The organism is Sphaerisporangium flaviroseum (genome assembly GCF_039537005.1).
GTDB classification, from domain to species: Bacteria; Actinomycetota; Actinomycetes; order Streptosporangiales; family Streptosporangiaceae; genus Sphaerisporangium; species Sphaerisporangium flaviroseum.
The window spans coordinates 126,234-146,807 of the sequence record NZ_BAAAZR010000001.1 but is presented as its reverse complement, the minus strand read 5'-3'; the positions used below and the strand labels follow the sequence as shown (position 1 = coordinate 146,807).

The window sequence follows — 20,574 nt, the reverse complement described above, 5'->3', positions numbered from 1 at the left end:
GGCGGTCCGGTCGTGGGGGCGATAAGAAAGGCCCGAAAAACCTTTCTCCACATAACAGGAAAATCACGGTAACCTCAACGTCGCGCGGCTCATTCGACGGGGAGGGGGCGCCGGTGCGCGTTGTCGTTACCGATGCCGAGGTCACCTTGGCCGATGTCCTCTCGCTGCGCCTTGCCATCGAGGAGCCGCTGGCGGAGGGCACGCGGCTGATCCTGCGTCAGCGGGGTTCCGGCGTCGAGGCGAAAGTGGTGCTGGGCACCTCAGGAGCCGAGGTGCGCGACGCCTCGGTCGCGGTGTCGCTGGTGGGGCTCGGGCTCACCCCGGGCCGCTGGGACACCTACCTCCAGCACGGCGAGGATCCGCAGAGCGCCCGCACCCGCATCCAGTGCGCCGACCCGGGCTTCTCCCTCGACCGGCTCGACGCCTACGCGCTCAGCCAGCGCACCCTCGCCTACCGGGCCTATCGCACGCTGAACGGCTTCCTCGCCGTCAAGATCGCTGATGCCGAGCCGGTGGCCGACGTCCGGGCCGTGTGGTTCCGCGAGGGCCGTTTCGAGGTCACGGGGCTGCTGGCCTACACCGGCTTCGACGACGACGACTCCCACCACGCCGCCCGCCTCGCCCTGCGCCGTACGGCCGGGCCGGAGACGTCGGTGACCGCCGCCGCGACCGTCAAGGGCGTGCGCTTCCACGCCGCGCTGTCGCTCTGCGACGTGATCGCCGCGACGCCGGAGTACGAAGGGCTGTGGGAACCGTCCCTGGAGGTGGACGGGCTCGACGTGCCGTTGCCTCTGGGAGCGCGGATCGACGACGTCGACGGCAAGCGGCGGCGCGTGCACTACCCCGACACCAGGGTCGACGGCGTCCCGGTCCGCCCCTGCTACACCGTGGACGACGAGCTCCGTCTCGAGGTGGGCGGATGAGGATCTGCTTTCTCGTGCCCTCGGCGTACGGCATGCGCGGCGACACCCGCGCGGTGCTGAACCTCGCCACCGAGCTCGCGTCACGGCACGAGGTGGAGATCGTCAGCGTCCGGAGGGTACGCGAGACCCCGTTCTTCCCCGTGGACCCGCAGATCTCCCTGCGCTGGCTGATCGACGCCAGGCCCGGTGTCCGCCATCTGCTGCCCGGCGGTCAGATGCGCACCGAGGTGGCGCTGTGGCGCACCCTTCGGGGGCTGCGCTGCGATGTGCTCGTCACCACCCGGCCCGGGCTCAGCGTCCAGGCCGCCCGGCACGTCCCCCGCGAGACCGTGCGCATCGCGCGCGACTGGAGCCGCCCGGCGGTGCCGGCGCCCATCCGCCGCTTCTACCCCAAGCTCGACGCGGTCGTCACCTCCACGGAGACGACCAAGGAGGAGTTCACCCGGCTCCTCGACGGTACGAGCGGGCCGGCGGTACAGATCATCCCCGACGCCCTTCCCCGGGAGCCGTGGCCGCGCTCGCGCATGGACAACCGCATCGTCTCCGCCGGCGGCAGGTGGCTGCCCGGCAAGGCCTTCGACCAGCTCATCCGGGCGTTCGCCGTCGTGGCAGACAAGCGGCCCGACTGGCGGCTGCGCCTGTACGGCGGCGGCCCCGAGGAGAAGCGCTTGCGGGGGCTGGTCGGCCAGTTGAGCCTCCACAACAACGTGTACTTCATGGGCACCACACCCGACCTGCAGGGGGAGTTCGCCAAGGCGTCGCTGGTGGCCGTCACCTCGCACACCGAGACGCCGGGCATGACGGTGATCGAGGCGCTCGGGTGCGGCGTCCCGGTGGTGGGGTTCGAGGGCGCGCGCGGGCCGGGGGAGTTCGTGACGGCGGGACACGACAGCGTGCTGGTCGCGCGGGGCGAGGGGGAGATCGAGGCGTTCGCCTCGGCGCTGCTCGGGCTGATCGACGACGAGCGCCGCCGCATGGTGCTGGCGGCCGGCGCGCTGGAGTCGGCCGCGATCCATTCCGCGCCGGCCGTGGCGGCCCGCTGGGAGACGCTGGTCGAGAGCCTGCGCGCCTGACGCGCGAGGTTCGGTCAGGGATACCCTGAAGAGGTATCGTAGACATTATGCATGGGTACAGCGGTGACAAGCAGGCCTATCTAACCAGGCTTCGGCGGATCGAGGGGCAGATCCGCGGGTTGCAGCGCATGGTCGAGGAAGATGCCTACTGCATCGATGTCCTCACCCAGGTGTCGGCCGCCACGCGTGCCCTGCAGGCCGTGGCACTGGGTCTCCTGGAGGACCACATCGGTCACTGCGTGACGGATGCGATCAACGCGGGGGGTCCGGAGGCGGAGGAGAAGGTCAAGGAGGCCTCGGCGGCGATAGCGAGGCTAGTGCGCTCGTAGCGGTTTCCGGGGGGTTCACCGGCCCGGCCGGACTAGTCCACGGGCGGTGGCTTTCACAAAACCGTCCCGAACCCCCGAGGAGTCCGGGACCAGTTCTGCGAGATCCTTCAGCGGCTCACCGAAGTCCGCAATCCGAGCGCGTTGTCGAGCTCATCCAAGGTCAGCTGTCGCTCGCTGACGGCGACGGCGCTGAGCACCTCCGCGTAGAGCGCGATCTCGTCCAACGCGACACGGTCATGGACCCGTGAGTCCAGGTAGTCGTGCCCCACCGCGTCGTCCTTCCTTCCGCAGCCCACACCCACTTCGAGGTTACGACCGGGTGGCTTTCGACGACATGGCCCATCGGGACCATTCGCCACGGCAACCCGTGTTCCCGTGGAACCATTTCCCGGATCCGAGATCACAATTCAGCCAAATCCCCATATGGCTGGACGGGGAATGATATACGCGAAGTAAGTATCTAATAACCAGATAAACCGTTTAGATCATGGCACTGCGGTCACGTGTGACGAATCCATTCCGATGATGTTCCTGGGACTCCAGGCAACGGATCGTCGCGCTCGTGGATCAGGCAGCTGACCGTCGCCGCGGACGTGGGGAAGCCCCGCGGGGGAGGCATCGTCCCCGTCAGCCGGCACCACGCGAGACCCGTCGCGTACCCCGCCCCCAGCAGAGCCGCCGCCGACGCCCGGTCGGGCGGCCGGAGCGCCTCCGGCGGCTCGCCTGCCCGGGGCCAGCAGCCACGCAGCGGGTGCTGGGGCTCGGCGAGGGTCACGTAGTACGTCTGCCGCAACTGGGCGTCCAGCCACGGGTACAGCCGCGCCGCGACCCCGGGCGCCACGGCCTGGACGTCGGCGGCCAGCAGCGACGCGGCCACCGCCCGGGGGTCGGCGCCATGGGCGCACACGAACGACAGGGCCCGCACCATGTCGTACAGCGAGTGCCGGAAATGCTCACCGGGCGAGGTCTCGACGAGGATCGCCCCCCGGAGATCGGCCGGGCAGCGCGCGAGCCAGGCCGCGCGGATCGCCGCGGCGTCCTGGTCCGGGTGGTCCGGCCACGGCTGGTCCCGCAGGGGCTCCACCATCGCGAGCAGGGCGGCGGCGCGGGGCCGGAACCGGGAATCGTCCAGCAGGACGCGTGCCGTGTCGCCGACCAGCGCGGCGAGCCGCGACGCGGAGCCCCGCGCCTCCCCTCTCAGCAGATCGGCGTAGAGCGCGACCAGCGCGTTCAGCGGCATGGGAGGCAGCCACCGCACCCAGTCGTCCCCGGGCAACGGCCGCGCGAGGAACTCTCCGAACATGGAGAGCAGCACCTCGTTGCCGTCGAAGGCCGGGGCGTAGGCGCACCACATGACGGTGCCCCACACTGCGGCCACCGAGGCGGGGACGTCCGCGTAGAACACCGCGCGGAGCGGCCCCGTCACGAACGGGAACTCCGCCCGTGGCCCCTGGTGGGCGTCGAGCAGCGCGCGTATCCGCTCGGTGATGTGAGGGGGGACGTCCGGCCCGACGAACGCCTGCGTGGACCCGCGGTCGAAGGCGAAGTCGGCGGCGCACGGCAGGAGGTGGAGGGGGACCGGCGGCGCCGGATGGATGGGCCGCGCGACCGCCCGGGCGCGGGCATCGGCGGGAGGCGCCGACAGGTGCCACTCGCCCTCAACCTTGTCGTGGCGGTACCAGCGGGCGTACGAGCCGAACAGCCAGCAGCCGCCGTCCGGGGTGAGCAGCAGGCGGGCCGCCATCGCCTGGGCCTGGGTGGCAGCGGGGACATCGGCCCAGCGCGGGTCCGCGACCATGTCGCGGACGTCCCGCTCGATCGCGTCGAATGGATCCCACTGCACGGCCGCCATGCTACTGGGGGGCTACGGCAAGGGGCCGGATCCGTTTCCTCCGCCGGGCGCCCCGTCTCATAATCCTGGCGCGGGCGGCAGCGGCCGGGCGGCGCGGTGCCGCGCGGCCTTCGCCAGGTAGTTGTCCGGTGTACGGGCGAACGTGGCCCGGTCGTGGTCGGTGAGCTCGCGCACGATCGTGCCGGGGACACCGGCGACCAGCACCCCAGCGGGGATCTTCTTACCCGGGGTCACCACGCATCCGGCCGCGACCAGGGAGCCCGCGCCGATCGTCGCGCCGTTCAGCACCACGGCGCCGATGCCGACCAGGGCCCCGCTCTCCACGCGCGCGCCGTGCACCACGGCGCGGTGGCCGAGGCTCACCCGGCTCTCCAGCACGGCGGGCAGGCCGGGGTCGGAGTGCAGGCAGCACAGATCCTGGATGTTGCAGTCGTCGCCGGCCTCGATCACCTCGTCGTCGCCGCGCAGCACCGCGCCGTACCAGACGCTCACGCCCCGTGCCAGCCGCACCCGGCCCACGACGACGGCGGTCGGCGCCACATAGGCTTCGGGATGGATGGACGGCACGCCCTCGTCGAGGGCCGCGACGTACGCCGAGGCCGGAAACGCCTCCGGGCCCGGGAAAGCCGGCTCGCTCATGACATTGATGATCTCATGCGACCCTCCGCCGGATTCCCGGCCTTACTGCTGTAAGGCACTCATTCGACCGGAAGAGGTCAGGCGTTCGGGTTGCGGACTTGGGCAGATGGCAGGAAAGTCGTGTCCTGACGTGTTGTTCCCCCAAGCACGATCCCCACTCGATTCAAGACCCCCAGGGCTCAGCCATGACGAACCAGCACGACAGCTTTCCCGACATGATGCAGGAGGACCTCGGCTTCGAGGTCGTGATGCGTGGATATAGCCGCCGCCAGGTCCACGATCACATGGTCCGAACTCGTAACCAGATCCGTGACCTAGAGGAACGGCTGGCGCGGGCCATCGATCAGGCCGAGCAGGGCCGCATCGAGCTCGCGGATGCCCGCCGCCGCCTGGCCGAGGCCCCTCAGGACTACGACGAGCTCGGCCAGCGGCTGAGCCAGATTCTCAAGCTGGCCGAGGAGGAGGCGATCTCCAAGCGCGAGGCCGCCGCCGCCGACGCGGCCAAGGTGCGCGAGGAGGCGGCGGCCGAGTCCGAACGCATCCTCAACGCCGCCCAGACCGAGGCCGAGCGTGGGGTCGAGGAGGCGAGGAACGCCGCCGAGCGTCTGCTGGCGCAGGCGGGTTCCGATGCCGAGGAGACCCTGGGCGCCGCGCGTGCCGAGTCGGAGGAGACGCTGCGCAACGCTCGCGCCGAGGCCGACAGGGCCCTCACCTCCGCCCAGCACGAGGCCGAGCGGCTGGTGGCCGATGCGAACGCCCAGGCCGAGGCGACCCTGGCGTCCGCCAATGCCGAGGCCGAGGCGACGTTGAAGGCGGCGAGGGCCGAGGCCGGCGACACGCTGGCCGCCGCCCAGAAGCGTGCGGAGTCGCTCGACGAGCACACCGGACGGCGTGTGACTTTCCTCACCGACACCCACACCGAGGTCATGCGCCGGCTCGGTGAGATGGGTTCGGTGATGACCGACCTGCTGCGCCGCGAGGGCGAGGCGGGCCCGCTGATCGACGAGTCCACCGTGCTGCCTCCCCGGCCCGCCACCGGCTCCGCCGACGACCCGGGCCGGGAGGACGGGCCCGCCGTCGAGGAACTGGAGTCGGTACGGGTCCTGCTCGACGACTCCGAGGACGACCCCCAGGCCGCCGACCGCGACGCGAAGGACGGCGACCTGCTCGGCGACGAGCCCCCGAGCGGTGAGGTTCCCGACCGTGACGCGAACGCGGACGTTCTCGACCGTGACGCGAACGCCGACGTCCCCGGCCGCGACGCCGCGAACGGCGGGTCCGCCGACCTGGACGCTCACCCCAGAGACGCCTTCGACCTGGACGACGAGACGTTCGGCCCGGCGAGCGTGCCCGCCCACGTGGGCCATGTCGGCGGCGTTCAGGCGGCCAACGACGTGCATCGCCTCGACGACGTGGCTCACGCCAACGACACGTACGGGGCGAACGACGTCCACCTGCCGTACGGCACGCACGACGACGGTCAGGACGCCACCGGGCATGTCCTGCGTATCGGTCACCACCCGCACGACGCGGAGGCCGCGCAGGACACCGTCGAGGTCGGCGGGCGCGGCGACGTCCACAGGCTCGACGACACCCACCAGGCGAACGATCATGATGCGCCCGGGAAAGGGCGTATCCGCGGTTTTTTCGAGGAGCACGACGTCCAGCTGATGGAGGCCTCTGACCAAGACGGGCGTCCGGCTCACCGGCAGTAGCCGGTATCAGTGCCCTGGCATCTCAGGCGCTCACCGTCGTGGCGCCTGGCGGAAACCTCCGCCCCCGATCGGGTCGGAGGTTTCCGCTTTCCTGTCGCCGGCCCTCGCCTGCGCTCAGGTCTCGCGATCGATCGATGACATGCACTCCTGCTGCTCCAGCAGCCTCTCGCGCAGCCCGTCCGGATCATCGGCGTCGATCGTCATCGCGCATCCCGCGTCACGTTCCCGCTCGGTGAGCAGGTGGTGGCGGGTGGCCCACCACCGCCCGGCGTCACTCCGCCAGATTGTCCAGTCGGGAAACTCCCGGGCGATTTCGGCGAGGTGCCGGTCAAACGACATCCCGTCCACCCTTCCCGCGGTAGGGCCAGGTTTGTACCGTTCCCCCTCACGGTGAGGGACATCTCTAGAGAAATCAATGTTCGGGGTGGACAGGTCAACCTAACGCCGGGCGCGGTGCCTTGACTCAGGCGTCGAAGTCGTACTGAAGTACATACGAAGCGGCATCCATGATCATCTTGTTGAGCTCGACCGCCCTGCCCCCGGCGGCGTAGGCCGAACGGCACACCTCGATCACCGGCGTACCGGCGGGCAGGCCGAGCTTGGCCGTCTCCTCCGGCGTGGGCATCCGGGCGCGCACCTCCTCGGTGAAGTGCACGGGAGGGTGCCCGAGGTCACGAAGCCGGGCGTAGACGCCGCCCGGGCCGGTGTCCGGCACGGTGATCGGCGACTCCGCGACGAGTTCGGCCGGAAAGTGGGAGGCCGCGAGCTGTACCGGCCGCCCGTCCACCGAGTAGCGGCGCCGTCGTACCCACACCTCGACGCAGTCGAGCACCCTGGCGGCGTCCTCCCCGGCCGTCTCCCGCGTGACCGTGAGGTCGTCGACCACGTACGGCCGGCCGGTCGTGTCGGAGTCCCAGATGGCCCTGCCGGTGCCCCACTGCTCGCGAGACAGGCGGCGGGAGCCGTGCCTGCGGATCGGCCGGAACTGCCGTACGTACACCCCTGACCCGCGCCGGGGCACGGCGACGCCCTCGTTGATGAGGACGGCCAGCGCCTGCCTCGCCGTGGCGCGGGCGATGCCGTACTCGCTCATGAGGGCGTTCTCGCCCGGCAGTCGATCCCCATCCCGGAACTCGCCTGCCAGGATCGCCTGGCGCAGGCGATCGGCGATACGGCGATAGATCGGGGGTTCGTGAGGTACCGGGGATTCCATCACGCTCTATCACCCTCAGTCACCAACGCGGTCCGCGTCTCCAGAGAACTTGCCCCGCCTTGTCCACGATCGCACAGATACGCAGGATGGTCCCGTGCTTCTTTTGTGCGAATCATGCCCGTGTGGTGATCTTCGGGGCCTTTCGTGCCCCGTCATTGTGGACCGGTCCCAACCGGTGGCGGACCGGCCTGCCACGGCCGTGAGGCCAGGCTCGCCAGTACCGCTCCCACGGTGTTGAGGAGAACGTCGTCGATCGACGAGACGCGGCCGAGGCGCAGGCCGTACTGCAGCGCCTCCACCGTGATCGACAGGGCCGCGGCGAGGAGGGCGACGCGCCAGAGGCGGGTGAAGTGCGGCGAGCGGAGAGGGAGGAGCGCGCCGAGCGCGGCGAACACCAGAAGGTTGCCTACGACCTGCACGAACGCCGTTCCGAATCGACCGTTCGCCAGCTCCGCGAGATCGCGTAGCGGCACGAGGCTGACGCCCGAGGCGGCTCCCGGCGTGAGGATCATCCAGAGCCAGGGAAAGGTGCCGGCGACGATGAGAACATCGGCGTAAGCCGTACGGACCGGCCGCGGATGTCCCCGCCTGTCACGCCGCCCGGCTAAGAGGTGTGCCCCGAAGAGAGCGACAGGCAGCGACAAAAGTGTAGCTAAGACGACATATCCCCAGGGGGGCCATTCAAGCCGCATGGCGGACATCTTTCCGGATGGGGGTCCGTGCTCGGGAAGATCCCAGGCGTGCGCCGGGACCGGTCCAGGTAACAGGAAGCTGGCCTCGGAGAAAGGCCGGGCCCAGAGTGCCTCCCTGGCACACGCCTACCCGGTGTATTGACAGCCACCTCACCTGGGACGCAATCTGTTGCGCATAGCGATTACTGTTCCGCCACTCACAACTGAGGGGTAGCCGCGTGATCCCAGCGTGTCCTCTCGCGGCTCTGCCGCGAGGCGAGGCCTACCGGCTCGACATCGATCCGCCCGTGGCCGTCTTCCACACCGACGACGGCGAGGTCTTCGCCGTCGACGACACCTGCACGCACCAGGACGCCTCGTTGTCGGACGGATGGCTGGAGGGCTGCGAGATCGAGTGTCCGCTGCACTCCAGCCGCTTCGACCTGCGGACCGGCCGGGTGGACTCCCCGCCGGCCAAGCTCGCCGTGCGCACCCACGGCGTCGTGGTGGAGGACGGGATGATCTACGTGGTGCCGTCCGACGCCGCCCCCAACCTGCCGCCGGGCCTCGCGGCGGGACGAGCCGGGAACGAATCATGAGCACGTCGAGCCTGCTCGCCACCCTTGCCGGCGGCCTCTACACCGACGAGAACATCTTCGCCCTCGAACAGCAGCGGATCTTCGAGGAGATGTGGTTCTGCGCGGTCAGGTCCGATGATCTCGGCAAGCCGGGCGCGTTCCGCACCGTCCAGGTCGGGCGCGAGAGCGTCATCGTCAGCCGCGCCAAGGACGGCTCGATCCGCGCGTTCCTGAACGTCTGCCGGCACCGCGGCGCACGCCTGTGCGCGGAGGAGTCGGGCGAGGTGCGGCGGGCCTTCCAGTGCGCCTACCACGCCTGGACGTACGACCTCGAAGGCAAGCTGATCGCGGCGCCGAACCTCACCAAGATGCCCGACATCGACCGGGTCGCGTACGGCCTGGTGAAGGTGCACGTGCGTGAGTGGCTGGGGTACGTCTGGGTGTGCCTGGCCGACGAGCCTCCGTCCTTCGAGGAGGACGTGCTCGGCGCGGTCGTGACCCGTCTGGGCGACCTCACCTCGATCGAGAACTACGGCGTCGAGAACCTCAAGGTCGGACGCAGGATCGTCTACGACGTCAAGGCCAACTGGAAGTTGATCGTCGAGAACTTCATGGAGTGCTACCACTGCGCGACGATCCACCCCGAGCTGACCGAGGTGCTTCCGGAGTTCGCCGACGGGTACGCCGCGCAGTACTTCATCGGGCACGGCGCCGAGTTCGGCGCGGGCATCCAGGGCTTCACGGTCGACGGCTCACCCGGCGTCGACCGCATCCCGGGCGTCACCGAGGACCAGGACCGCCGCTACTACGCCATCACCATCAAGCCGCAGGTCTTCGTCAACCTCGTGCCCGACCATGCCATCGTGCACCGGATGTTCCCCCTGGCGGCCGACCGTACGGTGGTCGAGTGCGACTGGCTGTTCCTGCCGGAGGTCGTGGAGAGCGGCAGGGACCTCGGCCCGTCCGTCGAGCTCTTCCACAAGGTCAACGAGCAGGACTTCGACGCGTGTGAGCGGTGCCAGCCGGGCATGAGCTCCCGTGCGTACGCGAACGGCGGAGTGCTGGTGCCCAGCGAGCACCACATCGCGATCTTCCACGACTGGGTCGCCGGCCGGCTCGGCCTGACGCGCTGACCGGCTGACCCTTGGAGCCCGGTCCGGCGGGCGTACCGGGCGCTCGGCCGGACCGGGCTCACCCGGCGAAGCCGAGGCGGTGGCCGATGTCGGCCGCGCCGCCCATCAGGACGGGGGCGAGCTGGTGCATGCGCTCCGCGCTGAAGCGGTAGGCCGGCCCGGAGGCGCTGACGGCCGCCACGACCTCGCCGTCGTAGGAGCGGATGGCGGCGGCCATGGCGTTGAGCCCGACTTCGTACTCCTCGAGGGTCACGGCGTACCCCCGCTCCCTGGCCTCGTCGAGCTGGGGCAGCAGCTCGGCCGCCGAGGTGATGGTGCCGGGAGTGAAGCGCGGAAGGCCGGCGGCGGACAGCAACTGGTCACGATGCCGGTCGTCGAGGTGGGCCAGAAGGATCTTGCCGCTGGAGGTGGCGTGGAGCGGGGTGAGCTGCCCGACCCAGTTGTGCGCGGTGACCGCCGACGGGCCGCGCACCTGGTCGAGGTTGACGGCGTAGTGGGAGCGCACGACGGCGATGTTGACGGTCTCGCCGATCTCCTCGGCCAGGCGGCGGCAGACGGGCCTGCCCTGCTGGGTGAGGTCGAGGCGGGAGGCGACGCCGCCCGCGAGGCGGATGACGCCGAAGCTGAGCCGGTACTTCCCGCGGTCCTCCGCCTGCTCGACCAGGCTCCTGGCCTCCAGGGCGCCGAGAAGCCGGAAGGCCGTCGACTTGTGGACGCCGATCTCCGCCGCGATCTCGCTGACACCGGCCTCGCCGCGCTGGGAGAGGATCTCCAGCACGCTGATGGCCCGGTCGACCGACTGCACGCCGGCCGAGGAATCGTTGCCCATAGCTGGGGACTGTAGGCGGTGCGCTGTGACGGCGTCCATTTGCCCGGCCGGTTCCGGATGGTTGCGGATACCGCAACGGTGTGCGTCAATCGCTACCAACGAATGACCGCATGGCGGAACACGAGCGAGACGAGACAGATATGTACGACTTCGTCATCGTCGGCGGTGGGTCGGCCGGGAGCGCTCTGGCGAACCGACTGTCCGCCGATCCTTCCGTCCGGGTGCTGGTCCTGGAGGCCGGCCGCTCGGACTTCCCCTGGGACGTCTTCATCCACATGCCCGCCGCGCTGATGTTCCCCATCGGCAGCCGGTTCTACGACTGGAAGTACGAGTCCGAGCCCGAGCCGCACATGAACGGCCGGCGCATCTACCACGCCCGCGGCAAGGTGCTGGGCGGGTCGAGCAGCATCAACGGCATGATCTTCCAGCGCGGCAACCCGCTCGACTACGAGCGCTGGGGCGCCGACCCGGGCATGGAGTCCTGGGACTACGCGCACTGCCTGCCGTACTTCAAGCGGATGGAGAACTGCACGGCCGATCCCGGCACCGGCTTCCGCGGGCACGACGGGCCTCTCACCCTGGAGCGCGGTCCCGCGTCCGGCCCGCTGTTCGGCGCCTTCTTCGAGGCCGTGCAGCAGGCCGGGTATCCCCTGACCGACGACGTGAACGGCTTCCGCCAGGAGGGCTTCGCGGCCTTCGACCGGAACATCCGCCGGGGCCGCCGCCTGTCCGCCGCCCGCGCGTACCTGCACCCGGTCAAGCGACGTCCCAACCTGGAGATCAGGACGCGGGCCTTCGTGACCAAGATCCTCTTCGAGGGGAAGCGCGCCGTCGGCGTCGAGTACAACGGCCGGACCGTGCGGGCGGGCGAGGTCGTCCTGTGCGGCGGCGCGATCAACTCTCCGCAGCTCCTCCAGCTCTCCGGGGTGGGCGACGCCGCCGAGTTGAAGGCCGTCGGGGTTCAGCCCGTCCATGACCTGCCGGGCGTCGGGGAGAACCTTCAGGACCACCTCGAGGTCTACGTGCAGTACGGCTGCAAGCAGCCGGTGTCGATGCAGCCCGCGATGAAGTGGCGCAACCGCCCGTGGGTGGGGGCGCAGTGGCTGTTCCTGCGCAGGGGCCCGGGGGCCACCAACCACTTCGAGGCGGGCGGCTTCACCCGGAGCAACGAGGACGTGGCCTACCCCAACCTGATGTTCCACTTCCTCCCGGTGGCCGTGCGCTACGACGGCTCGGCTCCGGCGGGCGGGCACGGCTACCAGGTGCACATCGGACCCATGTACTCCGACTCGCGGGGCTCGGTGAAGATCCGGAGCACCGATCCCCGGGTGCATCCGGCGCTCCGCTTCAACTACCTGTCCACCGACCAGGACCGGCGGGAGTGGGTGGAGGCGATCCGCGTCGCGCGCGACATCCTCCACCAGAGCGCGATGGATCCTTACAACGCGGGCGAGCTGTCGCCGGGACCGTCGGTCGAGACCGACCAGGAGATCCTCGACTGGGTGGCGCGTGACGGCGAGACCGCCCTGCATCCCTCCTGCACGGCACGCATGGGGGTCGGCGAGGGCAGCGTGGTCGACCCGGCCACCATGAGAGTGCACGGGCTGGACGGGCTGCGCGTGGTCGACGCCTCGGTCATGCCGTACGTCACCAACGGCAACATCTACGCGCCGGTGATGATGGTGGCCGAGAAGTCCGCCGACCTGATCCTGGGCAACACTCCTCTCCCGCCGGAGTACGTCGAGTTCTACCGGCACCCGGGCACCACTTCCGCGGTGCCGGAGTAGACGAGACGGCTGTGCGCATTCTGAATAGGGTTGTGTCATGGGCAACGAGGGCGAGCGTGACAGCGCAGGCGTGCAGTCCGTCGACCGCGCGCTGTCGGTACTCAAACTGCTGGCGCGCCACGGCGAGCTCGGTGTCAGCGAGATAGCCGCCGAGCTCGGAGTCCATCGCTCGACGGCGTTCCGGCTCGTCGCCACCTTGGAGAACCACGACCTGGTCCACCAGAACGACGAGCGCGGGCGCTACCGCCTGGGCATCGGCGTCGTGCGCCTCGCGGGCGCGACCACCGCGAGGCTCGACGTCGTGCGGGAGGGGCGCCCGGTCGGCGCCCGGCTGGCGGCGGAGGTCGGCGAGACCGTCAACATCGCGATCCTCGACCGTGACGAGGCGCTCTATCTCGACCAGATGGCCGGCACGTCCGCGCTGCAGGCGCACAACTGGACGGGCCGGCGCATCGCGCTGCACGCCACCTCCAACGGCAAGGTGCTGCTCGCCTACGCTCCCACCGGCCGGTTCGAGGAGGTGACGGCGGGCCGGCTCACGCGCTTCACCGAGCGCACCGTCACCGACGCCGCCCGGCTGCGCGAGGAGCTCGACGCCGTGCTCGACCGCGGGTACGCGACGGCCGTCGACGAGCTTGAGGTGGGCCTGACAGCCGTCGCCGCGCCGGTCTTCGGCGCCGACGGCACGGTGGTGGCCTCGCTGAGCGCTTCGGGGCCCACGTTCCGGCTCACCGCCGAGCGGCTCTCGGCCGTTGCCGCCCAGGTGGTGGCCGCCGCCGCAGAGGTTTCTTCACGTCTTGGGTGGTACGGCCGTGCGCGTTTCGGTCAATAGGGGAAACACGGCAAGCCTTGACGGGGCTCACCTCAGGGTCGATTCTGTTCCTCGTTAAGCATTCTGGTGCGTGATACGCAACTGGATGCCTATGGAGAGGTCCGCGGCAGGTCTCTGCCGTGGTGACACCCGGAGGGCTTGACCGGCCTCCACTCCTCGAACCGCGAGGTGACCATGACCGCGACGTCGCCGACCGAGCTCTCGCAGCCCTCCACGAGCGAGGAGCCGGTGATCCTCGACGTGCGCGGCCTGTGGAAGGTTTTCGGTCCCCGGGCCGACCGCGTGGCGGGCACGCCGCTCGCGGAGCTCTCCCGGGCCGAGCTCAAGGAGCGCACGGGCTGCGTCGCCGCCGTGCGCGACGCCTCGTTCGCCGTACGGCGCGGCGAGGTCTTCGTCGTCATGGGTCTTTCCGGCTCCGGCAAGTCGACCCTCGTGCGCTGCCTGACCCGGCTGGTCGAGCCCACCGCCGGCGAGGTGCTGCTCGACGGGCACGACATCCGCAAGGCCGGCGACAAGGAGCTCCGTGAGCTGCGCCGCCGCAGGTTCGCGATGGTCTTCCAGCATTTCGGCCTGCTGCCCCACCGGCGGGTGCTGGACAACATCGCCTACGGGCTGGAGATCCAGGGCCTGAAGAAGGAGGCCCGCTACCGGCGGGCCACGGAGATGCTCGACCTCGTCGGGCTCTCGGGATACGGAGAGTCCTATCCCGACCAGCTCTCCGGCGGCATGCAGCAGCGGGTGGGACTGGCCCGCGCCCTCGCGGTGGACCCCGAAGTGCTGTTCTTCGACGAGCCGTTCTCGGCGCTCGACCCGCTGATCCGCCGCGACATGCAGAACGAGGTCATCCGCCTGCACCGCGAGGTCGGCAAGACGATGATCTTCATCACCCACGACCTGAGCGAGGCGCTCAAGCTCGGTGACCGCATCCTGGTCATGCGCGACGGCGGGCTCGTCCAGACCGGCACCCCTGACGAGGTGGTGGGCGCCCCCGCCGACGACTACGTCCGGGAGTTCGTGCGCGACGTGTCCCGCTCGCACGTCCTGACCCTGCGCTGGATCATGAGACCACCTTCGGGAGAGGACCCGCTGGACGGTCCGGAGCTGGGGCCCGACGTCGTCATCAAGGACGCCGTGCACACCGTCCTGCACGCCGACCGCCCCGTACGGGTGGTGTCGGACGGTGAGCTGCTCGGCGTCGTAGGAAGCGCCGAGATCCTCGAGGTGATCGCGGAATGAGCGCGACGAAGGAGATCCCGGCGAGGCGAGCACCTCGCGGGGTGAGCGCGGCATGACGGCGACCGTGGTGGCGCGCCGGCCGGTGTGGTCGCGCCCGTACCTGCTGGCAGGGATCCTCGCCGTCTGGCTTCTGCTGTGGGCCCTGTTCCGGGGCCAGGCCACCTTGCCGCTCGGCGGCGCCGAGCTGACCCCGCTGCACGAGCGGATCGGCCAGGCCGCCGAAGCCGTCGACCGCAGCCGCGACTCCAACCCGCTGTTCCTGTACTTCATCAACTACATCCGGCTCTTCCTCGACGAGTTCGTCTCGTTCGTCCAGGCGCTGATCAGCCGGCCGTCCTTCGGCCGTCCGGTTCCGGTGATCGGCTGGCTGGGCGTGACCGGCATCGCCACGGCCGTCGCCCTGCTGTACGGCAACCTCAGGGTGGCGCTGCTGACCGCGGCCGGATTCGCCTCCTTCGGGCTGCTCGGCCTGTGGGAGGAGAGCATGGACACGCTGGCGCTGACGACCTGCGCCGTCGTGCTGTCGCTGGCCGCCGGCATCCCGCTCGGGATCTGGGCGGGGCTGAACGACCGGTTCGACCGCCTGGTCACCCCGGTGCTCGACTTCATGCAGACGATGCCGACGTTCGTCTACCTCGCGCCGCTCACGCTGTTCTTCCTCATCGGCCCGGCGAGCGCCACCGTGGCGACGATGATCTACGCGATCCCGCCGGCGATCCGCATCACCGCCCACGCGATCAGGGAGGTGCCGGCGACGACCGTGGAGGCGGGCACCTCGCTGGGCTCGACCCCGTGGCAGCTCCTGCGCAAGGTGCGGCTCCCGCTGGCCAAGCGGACCATCGTCGTCGGGGTCAACCAGACCATCATGGCCGCGCTGGCCATGGCGACCATCGCCGCGCTCATCGACGCGCCCGGGCTCGGCAAGACCGTGCTCAAGGCGCTGGAGACGCTGGACGTCGGCACGTCCTTCAACGCCGGTCTGGCGATCGTCATCATGGCCATCGTGCTCGACCGGGTGACCTCGGCGGCCGGTCGCCGCGTCGAGACCGCCCACCGCGCGGGTCGCACCCGGGGGCCGCTCTGGCGCCGTGTCCAGGTGGCCGTCGTGCTGGCGGTCACGGCGGTGCTCGTCTACCTGTCGTACATCTACGTGTGGGCCGCGGAGTTCCCCGGCGACGTGGATCTGGGTTCCTACGTCCGCAGCGGCGCCGACGCGGCGAGCCAGTGGACGCAGACGAACCTCTACACCTACACCAACGGCTTCAAGAACCTCGTCACCTACGGCCTGCTCAACCCGTTCGAGGCGGTGCTGACCGGATCACCGTGGTGGCTGGTCCTGGCGGCGGTGACCGCGATGGCGCTGGTGCTGGCCACCGTGCGGGTCGCGGTGGTCTGCGCCGTGTGCCTCGCCCTGCTGGTGCTGCTCGGGCTGTGGCAGGACAGCATGGTGACGCTGGCCGCGACGCTCGTGGCGACCGTGCTCGTGATGGCGCTGGGCATCGTGGTCGGGGTCTGGATGGGACGCGACGACCGCGTCGACCAGGTGGTGCGCCCGGTGCTGGACGCCGGGCAGACCATGCCCGCCTTCGTGTATCTCGTCCCGATCCTCGGACTGTTCGGCGCCACACGCTTCACGGCCATCATCGCGGCGGTCGTCTACGCCGCGCCGGTGGCGGTCAAGCTCGTCGCCGACGGCATCAGGGGCGTGTCGGTGAGCGCCGTCGAGGCCGCAACGGCGGCCGGGTCGAGCACGTGGCAGATCATCTCCAAGGTGCAGGTGCCGATGGCGCGCAGCGCCGTCGCCCTCGCCGCGAGCCAGGGGCTGTGCTACGTACTGGCCATGGTGGTGGTCGGTGGCCTGGTGGGCGCGGGCGCGCTGGGCTACGACGTGGTGGCGGGATTCTCCCAGTTGCAACTGCGGGGCAAGGGCCTGGCCGCGGGGCTCGCGATCGTGGTGCTCGGCACCCTGCTGGCCGCGCTGACCAAGACCGCGGCCCGGCGGGCCGACGCCGCCGCCCATGGGAGGCACTGATGGCGGCAGACCGGTGGAGGGTTCGATCGGGGAGTTCGGAAACGCCCGTCATGGGGCACAGCGGGCCGTCTCAGGCGGCTTTCGACTCAGGAGGAGCTTGGTGAGAGTTTCGAGGATCGCACGGCCGCGGGCGGTCGTGCTCGTGGCGGCCGTCGGCCTCCTTGTCTCCGCGTGCGGTGGCGCGAAGGTGGGAGAGAGCCCGTCCGCCTCAGGTGGGTCGGCTCCGGCGAAGAAGGACTGCGGCGCCGTCAACATCGCGATCAATCCCTGGGTCGGATACGAGGCCAACGCGGCGGTCATCGCGTACGTGGCCGAGAAGGAACTCGGCTGCGAGGTCACGAAGAAGGACCTCAAGGAGGAGGTGGCCTGGCAGGGGTTCGCGACCGGTGAGGTCGACGCGGTCGTGGAGAACTGGGGCCACCCGGACCTGAAGAAGAAGTACATCGAGGACCAGAAGGTCGCCGTCGAGGCGGGCTCGACGGGGAACAAGGGCGTCATCGGCTGGTACGTGCCGCCGTGGATGGCCCAGAAGTACCCCGACATCACCGACTGGAAGAACCTCGACAAGTACGCCGACCTGTTCAAGACCTCCGAGTCGGACGGCAAGGGACAGCTTCTCGACGGCGACCCCTCGTTCGTCACCAACGACGCCGCCCTGGTCAAGAACCTCGACCTGAACTACAAGGTCGTGTACGCCGGCAGCGAGGCGGCGCTGATCACCGGATTCCGCCAGGCCGAGGCCCAGAAGAAGCCGATGCTCGGGTACTTCTACGAGCCGCAGTGGTTCCTGTCCGAGGTCAAGCTGGTCAAGGTCAACCTGCCCACGTACACCGAGGGGTGCGACGCCGACGCCGCCAAGGTCGCGTGCGACTACCCGCCGTACGAGCTGGACAAGATCGTGAGCAAGAAGTTCGCGGACTCCGGCAGCCCGGCGTACCAGCTCGTCAAGAACTTCACCTGGACCAACGACGACCAGAACCTCGTGGCGAAGTACATCTCCGAGGACAAGATGTCGCCCGAGGACGCCGCCGAGAAGTGGGCCACCGACAACCCCGACAAGGTGAAGGCCTGGCTTCCCACCAGCTAGACCCCGCCGGCACGACGCCGCGCCCGCACATCCTCCGCGGGCGCGGCGTCGTCATGTCCGGACACCTTCCCCCACGCTCGCCCCTGCGGTTTCCGTTGGTGTGACGCTCTTGACACCACCTACCTGGCCGGTCACGCTTGTTGCGGAAAGCGCACCACGGTTCATCATGCGCAACGGAGGTGGCAATGGCAGGCCCCCGGGTCGTCGTCATCGGAGCTGGTGTGGTGGGCGCGGCGCTCGCCGACGAGTTGTCGGCCAGAGGCTGGGACGACATCACGGTGGTGGACCAGGGCACGGTTCCCGCGGCCGGCGGGTCCTCGACACACGCCCCCGGCCTGGTGTTCCAGACCAACCCGTCCAAGACCATGACCGGGCTGGCGCGCTACACCGTCGAGAAGCTCATGGGGCTCGGCTGCTTCCTCCAGGTCGGCGGCCTGGAGGTGGCCACGACCCCCGAGAGGTTCGCGGAGCTACGTCGGCGGCACGGCTGGGCCACCGCGTGGGGCCTCGACGCCGAGCTGCTGACCACCGAGGAGTGCGTGGCGCGCCACTCCCTGCTCGACCCCGAGCGCGTGCTGGGCGGCCTGTACGTCGCGACCGACGGGATCGCCAAGGCCGTACAGGCCGTCGAGGCACAGCTTCGGCTCGCCCGTGACCGCGGCGTGCGGGTGCTCGACCGGCACGAGGTGCTGGACATCCGCGTCGAGGACGACCGGGTGACGGCCGTCGTGACCGACCGGGGTGAGCTCCCCGCCGACCTCGTCGTCTGCTGTGCGGGCATCTGGGGCCCCAAGGTCGCGGGCATGGTGGGGATGGAGCTGCCGCTCACGCCGCTCGCCCACCAGCTCGCCTGGACCGGGCCGGTTCCCGCGCTGAGCGGGCAGGCCGAGGAGGCGACCCGCCCGATCCTGCGGCACCAGGACGCCGACCTGTACTACCGCGAGCGGTACGACCGGCTGGCCGTCGGCTACTACGGCCACCGGCCGATGCCGGTGCGGGCCGAGTCGATACTTCCAGTGGACGCCGCCGAGGTCATGCCGTCGGTGATGGCGTTCACCCCCGACGACTTCGCCGACGCCTGGACCGAGACCCTGTCGCTGCTTCCCGCCACCCAGGACGCCAAGATCGAGGAGGGCATCAACGGGCTCTTCTCCTTCACCACCGACAACATGCCTCTGCTCGGCCCCTCTCGCGAGGTCACGGGGTTCTGGGTCGCCGAGGCCGTCTGGGTCACCCACTCGGCGGGCGTGGCGCGGGCCATGGCCGAATGGCTGGTCGACGGGCACTGCTCGTCGTTCGACCTGCACGAGTGCGACGTGAACCGCTTCGAGCCGCACCAGCTCGCCCCGGAGTACGTCCTGACGCGCGACTGCCAGAACTTCGTCGAGGTCTACGACATCATCCATCCCCTCCAGCCGCCGGAGAACCTCCGCCCGCTCCGGGTGAGCCCCTTCCACCTGCGGCAGCGGGAGCTCGGCGCCTTCCCGCTGGAGGCGTCGGGATGGGAACGCCCCCAGTGGTACGAGGCCAACGCCGGGCTGGCCGGCGGCCGCGACATTCCCACCCCCGGCGACTGGGCGGCGCGCTACTGGTCGCCCATCGTGGGCGCGGAGGCGCAAGCGTCCCGAGAGGGCGTCGCCCTGTACGACATGACCGCGCTGAAGCGGCTGGAGGTCAGCGGGCCGGGGGCGGCGGCGTTCCTCGGGCGCGTCTCGACCGGTGAGGTGGACAAGTCCGTCGGCTCGGTGACGTACTGCCTGCTGCTCGACCAGGACGGCGGCATCCGCAGCGACATCACCGTCGCCCGGCTCGGCCGCGACCTGTTCCAGGTCGGGGCCAACGGCAACCTCGACCTCGACTGGCTCTCACGGCACCGGCCCAACGACGGTTCGGTGTCCATCAGGGACATCACCCCCGGAACCTGCTGCGTCGGCGTCTGGGGCCCGCACGCGCGTGACCTGGTCGCGCCGCTCACCGAGGCGGACTTCTCGGCCCAGGGCTTCCGCTACTTCCGCGCCAAGCGGGCGTACATCGGCTCGGTGCCGGTCACCGCGCTGCGCCTGTCCTACATCGGCGAGCTGGGCTGGGAGCTCTACACGACGGCCGACATGGGGCTCAAGCTGTGGGACACGCTGTGGGAGGCCGGGCAGGCGTACGGCGTCGTCGCCGGCGGGCGCGGCGCGTTCAACAGCCTGCGGTTGGAGAAGGGCTACCGCTCCTTCGGCACCGACATGACCTACGAACACGATCCGTACGAGGCGGGGCTGGGCTTCGCCGTGAAGCCGGACAAGGGCGACTTCATCGGCAGGGCGGCGCTGGAGGAGCGCCGGGCGTCGGTCGGCCGCCGCCTGACCTGCCTCACCATCGACGACCCTGCCGGCGTGGTGATGGGCAAGGAGCCCGTCTACGACGGTGAGGCCTGCGTTGGGTACGTCACCAGTGCCGCGTACGGGTACACCATCGGCAAGGCCATCGCCTACGCGTGGCTGCCCGCCGGGCTGTCGACGCCGGGACAGATCGTCCACATCGGCTACTTCGGCGGACGCGTCACCGCCGTCGTCGCGGAGGAACCGCTCTTCGACCCCGCGATGAAGCGGCTGCGCGCGTGACCCACGCGTCCCCACGCCCGCATGTGACGAACGGGA

At 70.1% G+C, this 20,574-nt stretch carries 19 protein-coding genes; 12 read left to right on the top strand and 7 right to left on the bottom strand.

All coding sequences use genetic code 11. The annotated features are described in order from the left end of the window. The first annotated feature begins 113 nt into the window (after positions 1 to 113). The 3 genes from ABD810_RS00695 to ABD810_RS00685 are packed head-to-tail and all read left to right on the top strand — an operon-like array spanning position 114 to position 2,325. Positions 114 to 923, top strand: a complete 810-nt coding sequence (locus ABD810_RS00695) for a hypothetical protein (RefSeq protein WP_344932878.1) — start codon at positions 114 to 116, stop codon at positions 921 to 923. Beyond that, positions 920 to 1,996 carry a glycosyltransferase gene (locus ABD810_RS00690; protein WP_344932877.1) on the top strand — a complete coding sequence of 359 codons (1,077 nt, stop codon included), beginning with the start codon at positions 920 to 922 and terminating at the stop codon, positions 1,994 to 1,996. The genes ABD810_RS00695 and ABD810_RS00690 overlap by 4 nt, the downstream gene beginning before the upstream one ends. 47 nt (positions 1,997 to 2,043) lie before the next feature. Beyond that, positions 2,044 to 2,325, top strand: a complete 282-nt coding sequence (locus ABD810_RS00685; protein ID WP_344932874.1) for a metal-sensitive transcriptional regulator — start codon at positions 2,044 to 2,046, stop codon at positions 2,323 to 2,325. A gap of 107 nt (positions 2,326 to 2,432) precedes the next feature. Here the strand turns inward: ABD810_RS00685 and ABD810_RS00680 are convergent, their stop codons facing one another. From ABD810_RS00680 to ABD810_RS00670, 3 genes are all read right to left on the bottom strand, one after another. Further along, positions 2,433 to 2,594, bottom strand: coding sequence for a hypothetical protein (locus tag ABD810_RS00680; RefSeq protein WP_344932871.1), 162 nt, complete (start codon positions 2,592 to 2,594; stop codon positions 2,433 to 2,435). A 230-nt stretch (positions 2,595 to 2,824) separates the two neighbouring features. Then, positions 2,825 to 4,177 (bottom strand): hypothetical protein, encoded by a 1,353-nt coding sequence (locus ABD810_RS00675; RefSeq protein ID WP_344932868.1) that lies wholly within the window; start codon positions 4,175 to 4,177, stop codon positions 2,825 to 2,827. A gap of 57 nt (positions 4,178 to 4,234) precedes the next feature. Continuing rightward, the gene (locus ABD810_RS00670; RefSeq protein WP_344932866.1) at positions 4,235 to 4,816 is read right to left on the bottom strand and encodes a gamma carbonic anhydrase family protein; all 582 of its coding nucleotides are present in this window, start codon (positions 4,814 to 4,816) and stop codon (positions 4,235 to 4,237) included. 185 nt (positions 4,817 to 5,001) lie between these two features. Here ABD810_RS00670 and ABD810_RS00665 point away from each other — a divergent pair, with 185 nt between their 5' ends. Continuing rightward, positions 5,002 to 6,531 carry a flotillin family protein gene (locus ABD810_RS00665; RefSeq protein WP_344932864.1) on the top strand — a complete coding sequence of 510 codons (1,530 nt, stop codon included), beginning with the start codon at positions 5,002 to 5,004 and terminating at the stop codon, positions 6,529 to 6,531. Between the two features lie 114 nt (positions 6,532 to 6,645). Here ABD810_RS00665 and ABD810_RS00660 read toward each other — a convergent pair whose 3' ends face one another. The 3 genes from ABD810_RS00660 to ABD810_RS00650 all read right to left on the bottom strand — a co-directional run bounded on the left by ABD810_RS00660 (position 6,646) and on the right by ABD810_RS00650 (position 8,256). Then, the gene (locus ABD810_RS00660) at positions 6,646 to 6,870 is read right to left on the bottom strand and encodes a hypothetical protein (RefSeq protein ID WP_344932861.1); all 225 of its coding nucleotides are present in this window, start codon (positions 6,868 to 6,870) and stop codon (positions 6,646 to 6,648) included. A gap of 124 nt (positions 6,871 to 6,994) precedes the next feature. Next, positions 6,995 to 7,744 carry a GntR family transcriptional regulator gene (locus ABD810_RS00655; RefSeq protein WP_344935330.1) on the bottom strand — a complete coding sequence of 250 codons (750 nt, stop codon included), beginning with the start codon at positions 7,742 to 7,744 and terminating at the stop codon, positions 6,995 to 6,997. A gap of 152 nt (positions 7,745 to 7,896) precedes the next feature. Further along, entirely contained in the window at positions 7,897 to 8,256 is a 360-nt protein-coding gene (locus ABD810_RS00650; protein WP_344932859.1) for a VanZ family protein, read from the bottom strand. Between the two features lie 398 nt (positions 8,257 to 8,654). On the opposite strand from ABD810_RS00650, the gene ABD810_RS00645 reads away from it, so the two are divergent. After that, on the top strand, positions 8,655 to 9,014 hold the full coding sequence (locus ABD810_RS00645) for a bifunctional 3-phenylpropionate/cinnamic acid dioxygenase ferredoxin subunit (protein WP_344932856.1): 360 nt from the start codon (positions 8,655 to 8,657) through the stop codon (positions 9,012 to 9,014). Beyond that, on the top strand, positions 9,011 to 10,126 hold the full coding sequence (locus ABD810_RS00640; RefSeq protein ID WP_344932854.1) for an aromatic ring-hydroxylating oxygenase subunit alpha: 1,116 nt from the start codon (positions 9,011 to 9,013) through the stop codon (positions 10,124 to 10,126). Before ABD810_RS00645 ends, ABD810_RS00640 begins: the two co-directional genes overlap by 4 nt. 58 nt (positions 10,127 to 10,184) lie before the next feature. Here ABD810_RS00640 and ABD810_RS00635 read toward each other — a convergent pair whose 3' ends face one another. Beyond that, entirely contained in the window at positions 10,185 to 10,955 is a 771-nt protein-coding gene (locus ABD810_RS00635; protein ID WP_344932851.1) for an IclR family transcriptional regulator, read from the bottom strand. A 110-nt stretch (positions 10,956 to 11,065) separates the two neighbouring features. Between ABD810_RS00635 and betA the strand changes: the two genes are divergently transcribed. From betA to ABD810_RS00605, 6 genes are all read left to right on the top strand, one after another. Then, the gene (gene betA / locus ABD810_RS00630) at positions 11,066 to 12,742 is read left to right on the top strand and encodes a choline dehydrogenase (RefSeq protein ID WP_344932849.1); all 1,677 of its coding nucleotides are present in this window, start codon (positions 11,066 to 11,068) and stop codon (positions 12,740 to 12,742) included. Between the two features lie 37 nt (positions 12,743 to 12,779). Next, positions 12,780 to 13,574 (top strand): IclR family transcriptional regulator, encoded by a 795-nt coding sequence (locus tag ABD810_RS00625; protein WP_344932847.1) that lies wholly within the window; start codon positions 12,780 to 12,782, stop codon positions 13,572 to 13,574. Positions 13,575 to 13,748: 174 nt separating this feature from the next. Next, positions 13,749 to 14,810 carry a quaternary amine ABC transporter ATP-binding protein gene (locus ABD810_RS00620; RefSeq protein WP_344932844.1) on the top strand — a complete coding sequence of 354 codons (1,062 nt, stop codon included), beginning with the start codon at positions 13,749 to 13,751 and terminating at the stop codon, positions 14,808 to 14,810. 52 nt (positions 14,811 to 14,862) lie between these two features. Then, the gene (locus ABD810_RS00615; RefSeq protein ID WP_344932841.1) at positions 14,863 to 16,842 is read left to right on the top strand and encodes an ABC transporter permease subunit; all 1,980 of its coding nucleotides are present in this window, start codon (positions 14,863 to 14,865) and stop codon (positions 16,840 to 16,842) included. Positions 16,843 to 16,942: 100 nt separating this feature from the next. Next, entirely contained in the window at positions 16,943 to 17,929 is a 987-nt protein-coding gene (locus tag ABD810_RS00610; protein WP_344932838.1) for an ABC transporter substrate-binding protein, read from the top strand. 185 nt (positions 17,930 to 18,114) lie between these two features. After that, on the top strand, positions 18,115 to 20,538 hold the full coding sequence (locus tag ABD810_RS00605) for a GcvT family protein (RefSeq protein WP_344932836.1): 2,424 nt from the start codon (positions 18,115 to 18,117) through the stop codon (positions 20,536 to 20,538). Positions 20,539 to 20,574: the final 36 nt, after the last annotated feature.

Bases quoted from the DNA above. Each gene is read 5' to 3' on its own strand.
- ABD810_RS00690 (WP_344932877.1), top strand. From the start codon at position 920: ATGAGGATCTGCTTTCTCGTGCCCTCGGCGTACGGCATGCGCGGCGAC.
- ABD810_RS00685 (WP_344932874.1), top strand. From the start codon at position 2,044: ATGCATGGGTACAGCGGTGACAAGCAGGCCTATCTAACCAGGCTTCGG.
- ABD810_RS00675 (WP_344932868.1), bottom strand. From the start codon at position 4,177: ATGGCGGCCGTGCAGTGGGATCCATTCGACGCGATCGAGCGGGACGTC.
- ABD810_RS00670 (WP_344932866.1), bottom strand. From the start codon at position 4,816: ATGAGCGAGCCGGCTTTCCCGGGCCCGGAGGCGTTTCCGGCCTCGGCG.
- ABD810_RS00665 (WP_344932864.1), top strand. From the start codon at position 5,002: ATGACGAACCAGCACGACAGCTTTCCCGACATGATGCAGGAGGACCTC.
- ABD810_RS00660 (WP_344932861.1), bottom strand. From the start codon at position 6,870: ATGTCGTTTGACCGGCACCTCGCCGAAATCGCCCGGGAGTTTCCCGAC.
- ABD810_RS00655 (WP_344935330.1), bottom strand. From the start codon at position 7,744: ATGGAATCCCCGGTACCTCACGAACCCCCGATCTATCGCCGTATCGCC.
- ABD810_RS00650 (WP_344932859.1), bottom strand. From the start codon at position 8,256: ATGATCCTCACGCCGGGAGCCGCCTCGGGCGTCAGCCTCGTGCCGCTA.
- ABD810_RS00640 (WP_344932854.1), top strand. From the start codon at position 9,011: ATGAGCACGTCGAGCCTGCTCGCCACCCTTGCCGGCGGCCTCTACACC.
- ABD810_RS00635 (WP_344932851.1), bottom strand. From the start codon at position 10,955: ATGGGCAACGATTCCTCGGCCGGCGTGCAGTCGGTCGACCGGGCCATC.
- betA (WP_344932849.1), top strand. From the start codon at position 11,066: ATGGCGGAACACGAGCGAGACGAGACAGATATGTACGACTTCGTCATC.
- ABD810_RS00625 (WP_344932847.1), top strand. From the start codon at position 12,780: ATGGGCAACGAGGGCGAGCGTGACAGCGCAGGCGTGCAGTCCGTCGAC.
- ABD810_RS00620 (WP_344932844.1), top strand. From the start codon at position 13,749: ATGACCGCGACGTCGCCGACCGAGCTCTCGCAGCCCTCCACGAGCGAG.
- ABD810_RS00615 (WP_344932841.1), top strand. From the start codon at position 14,863: ATGACGGCGACCGTGGTGGCGCGCCGGCCGGTGTGGTCGCGCCCGTAC.
- ABD810_RS00605 (WP_344932836.1), top strand. From the start codon at position 18,115: ATGGCAGGCCCCCGGGTCGTCGTCATCGGAGCTGGTGTGGTGGGCGCG.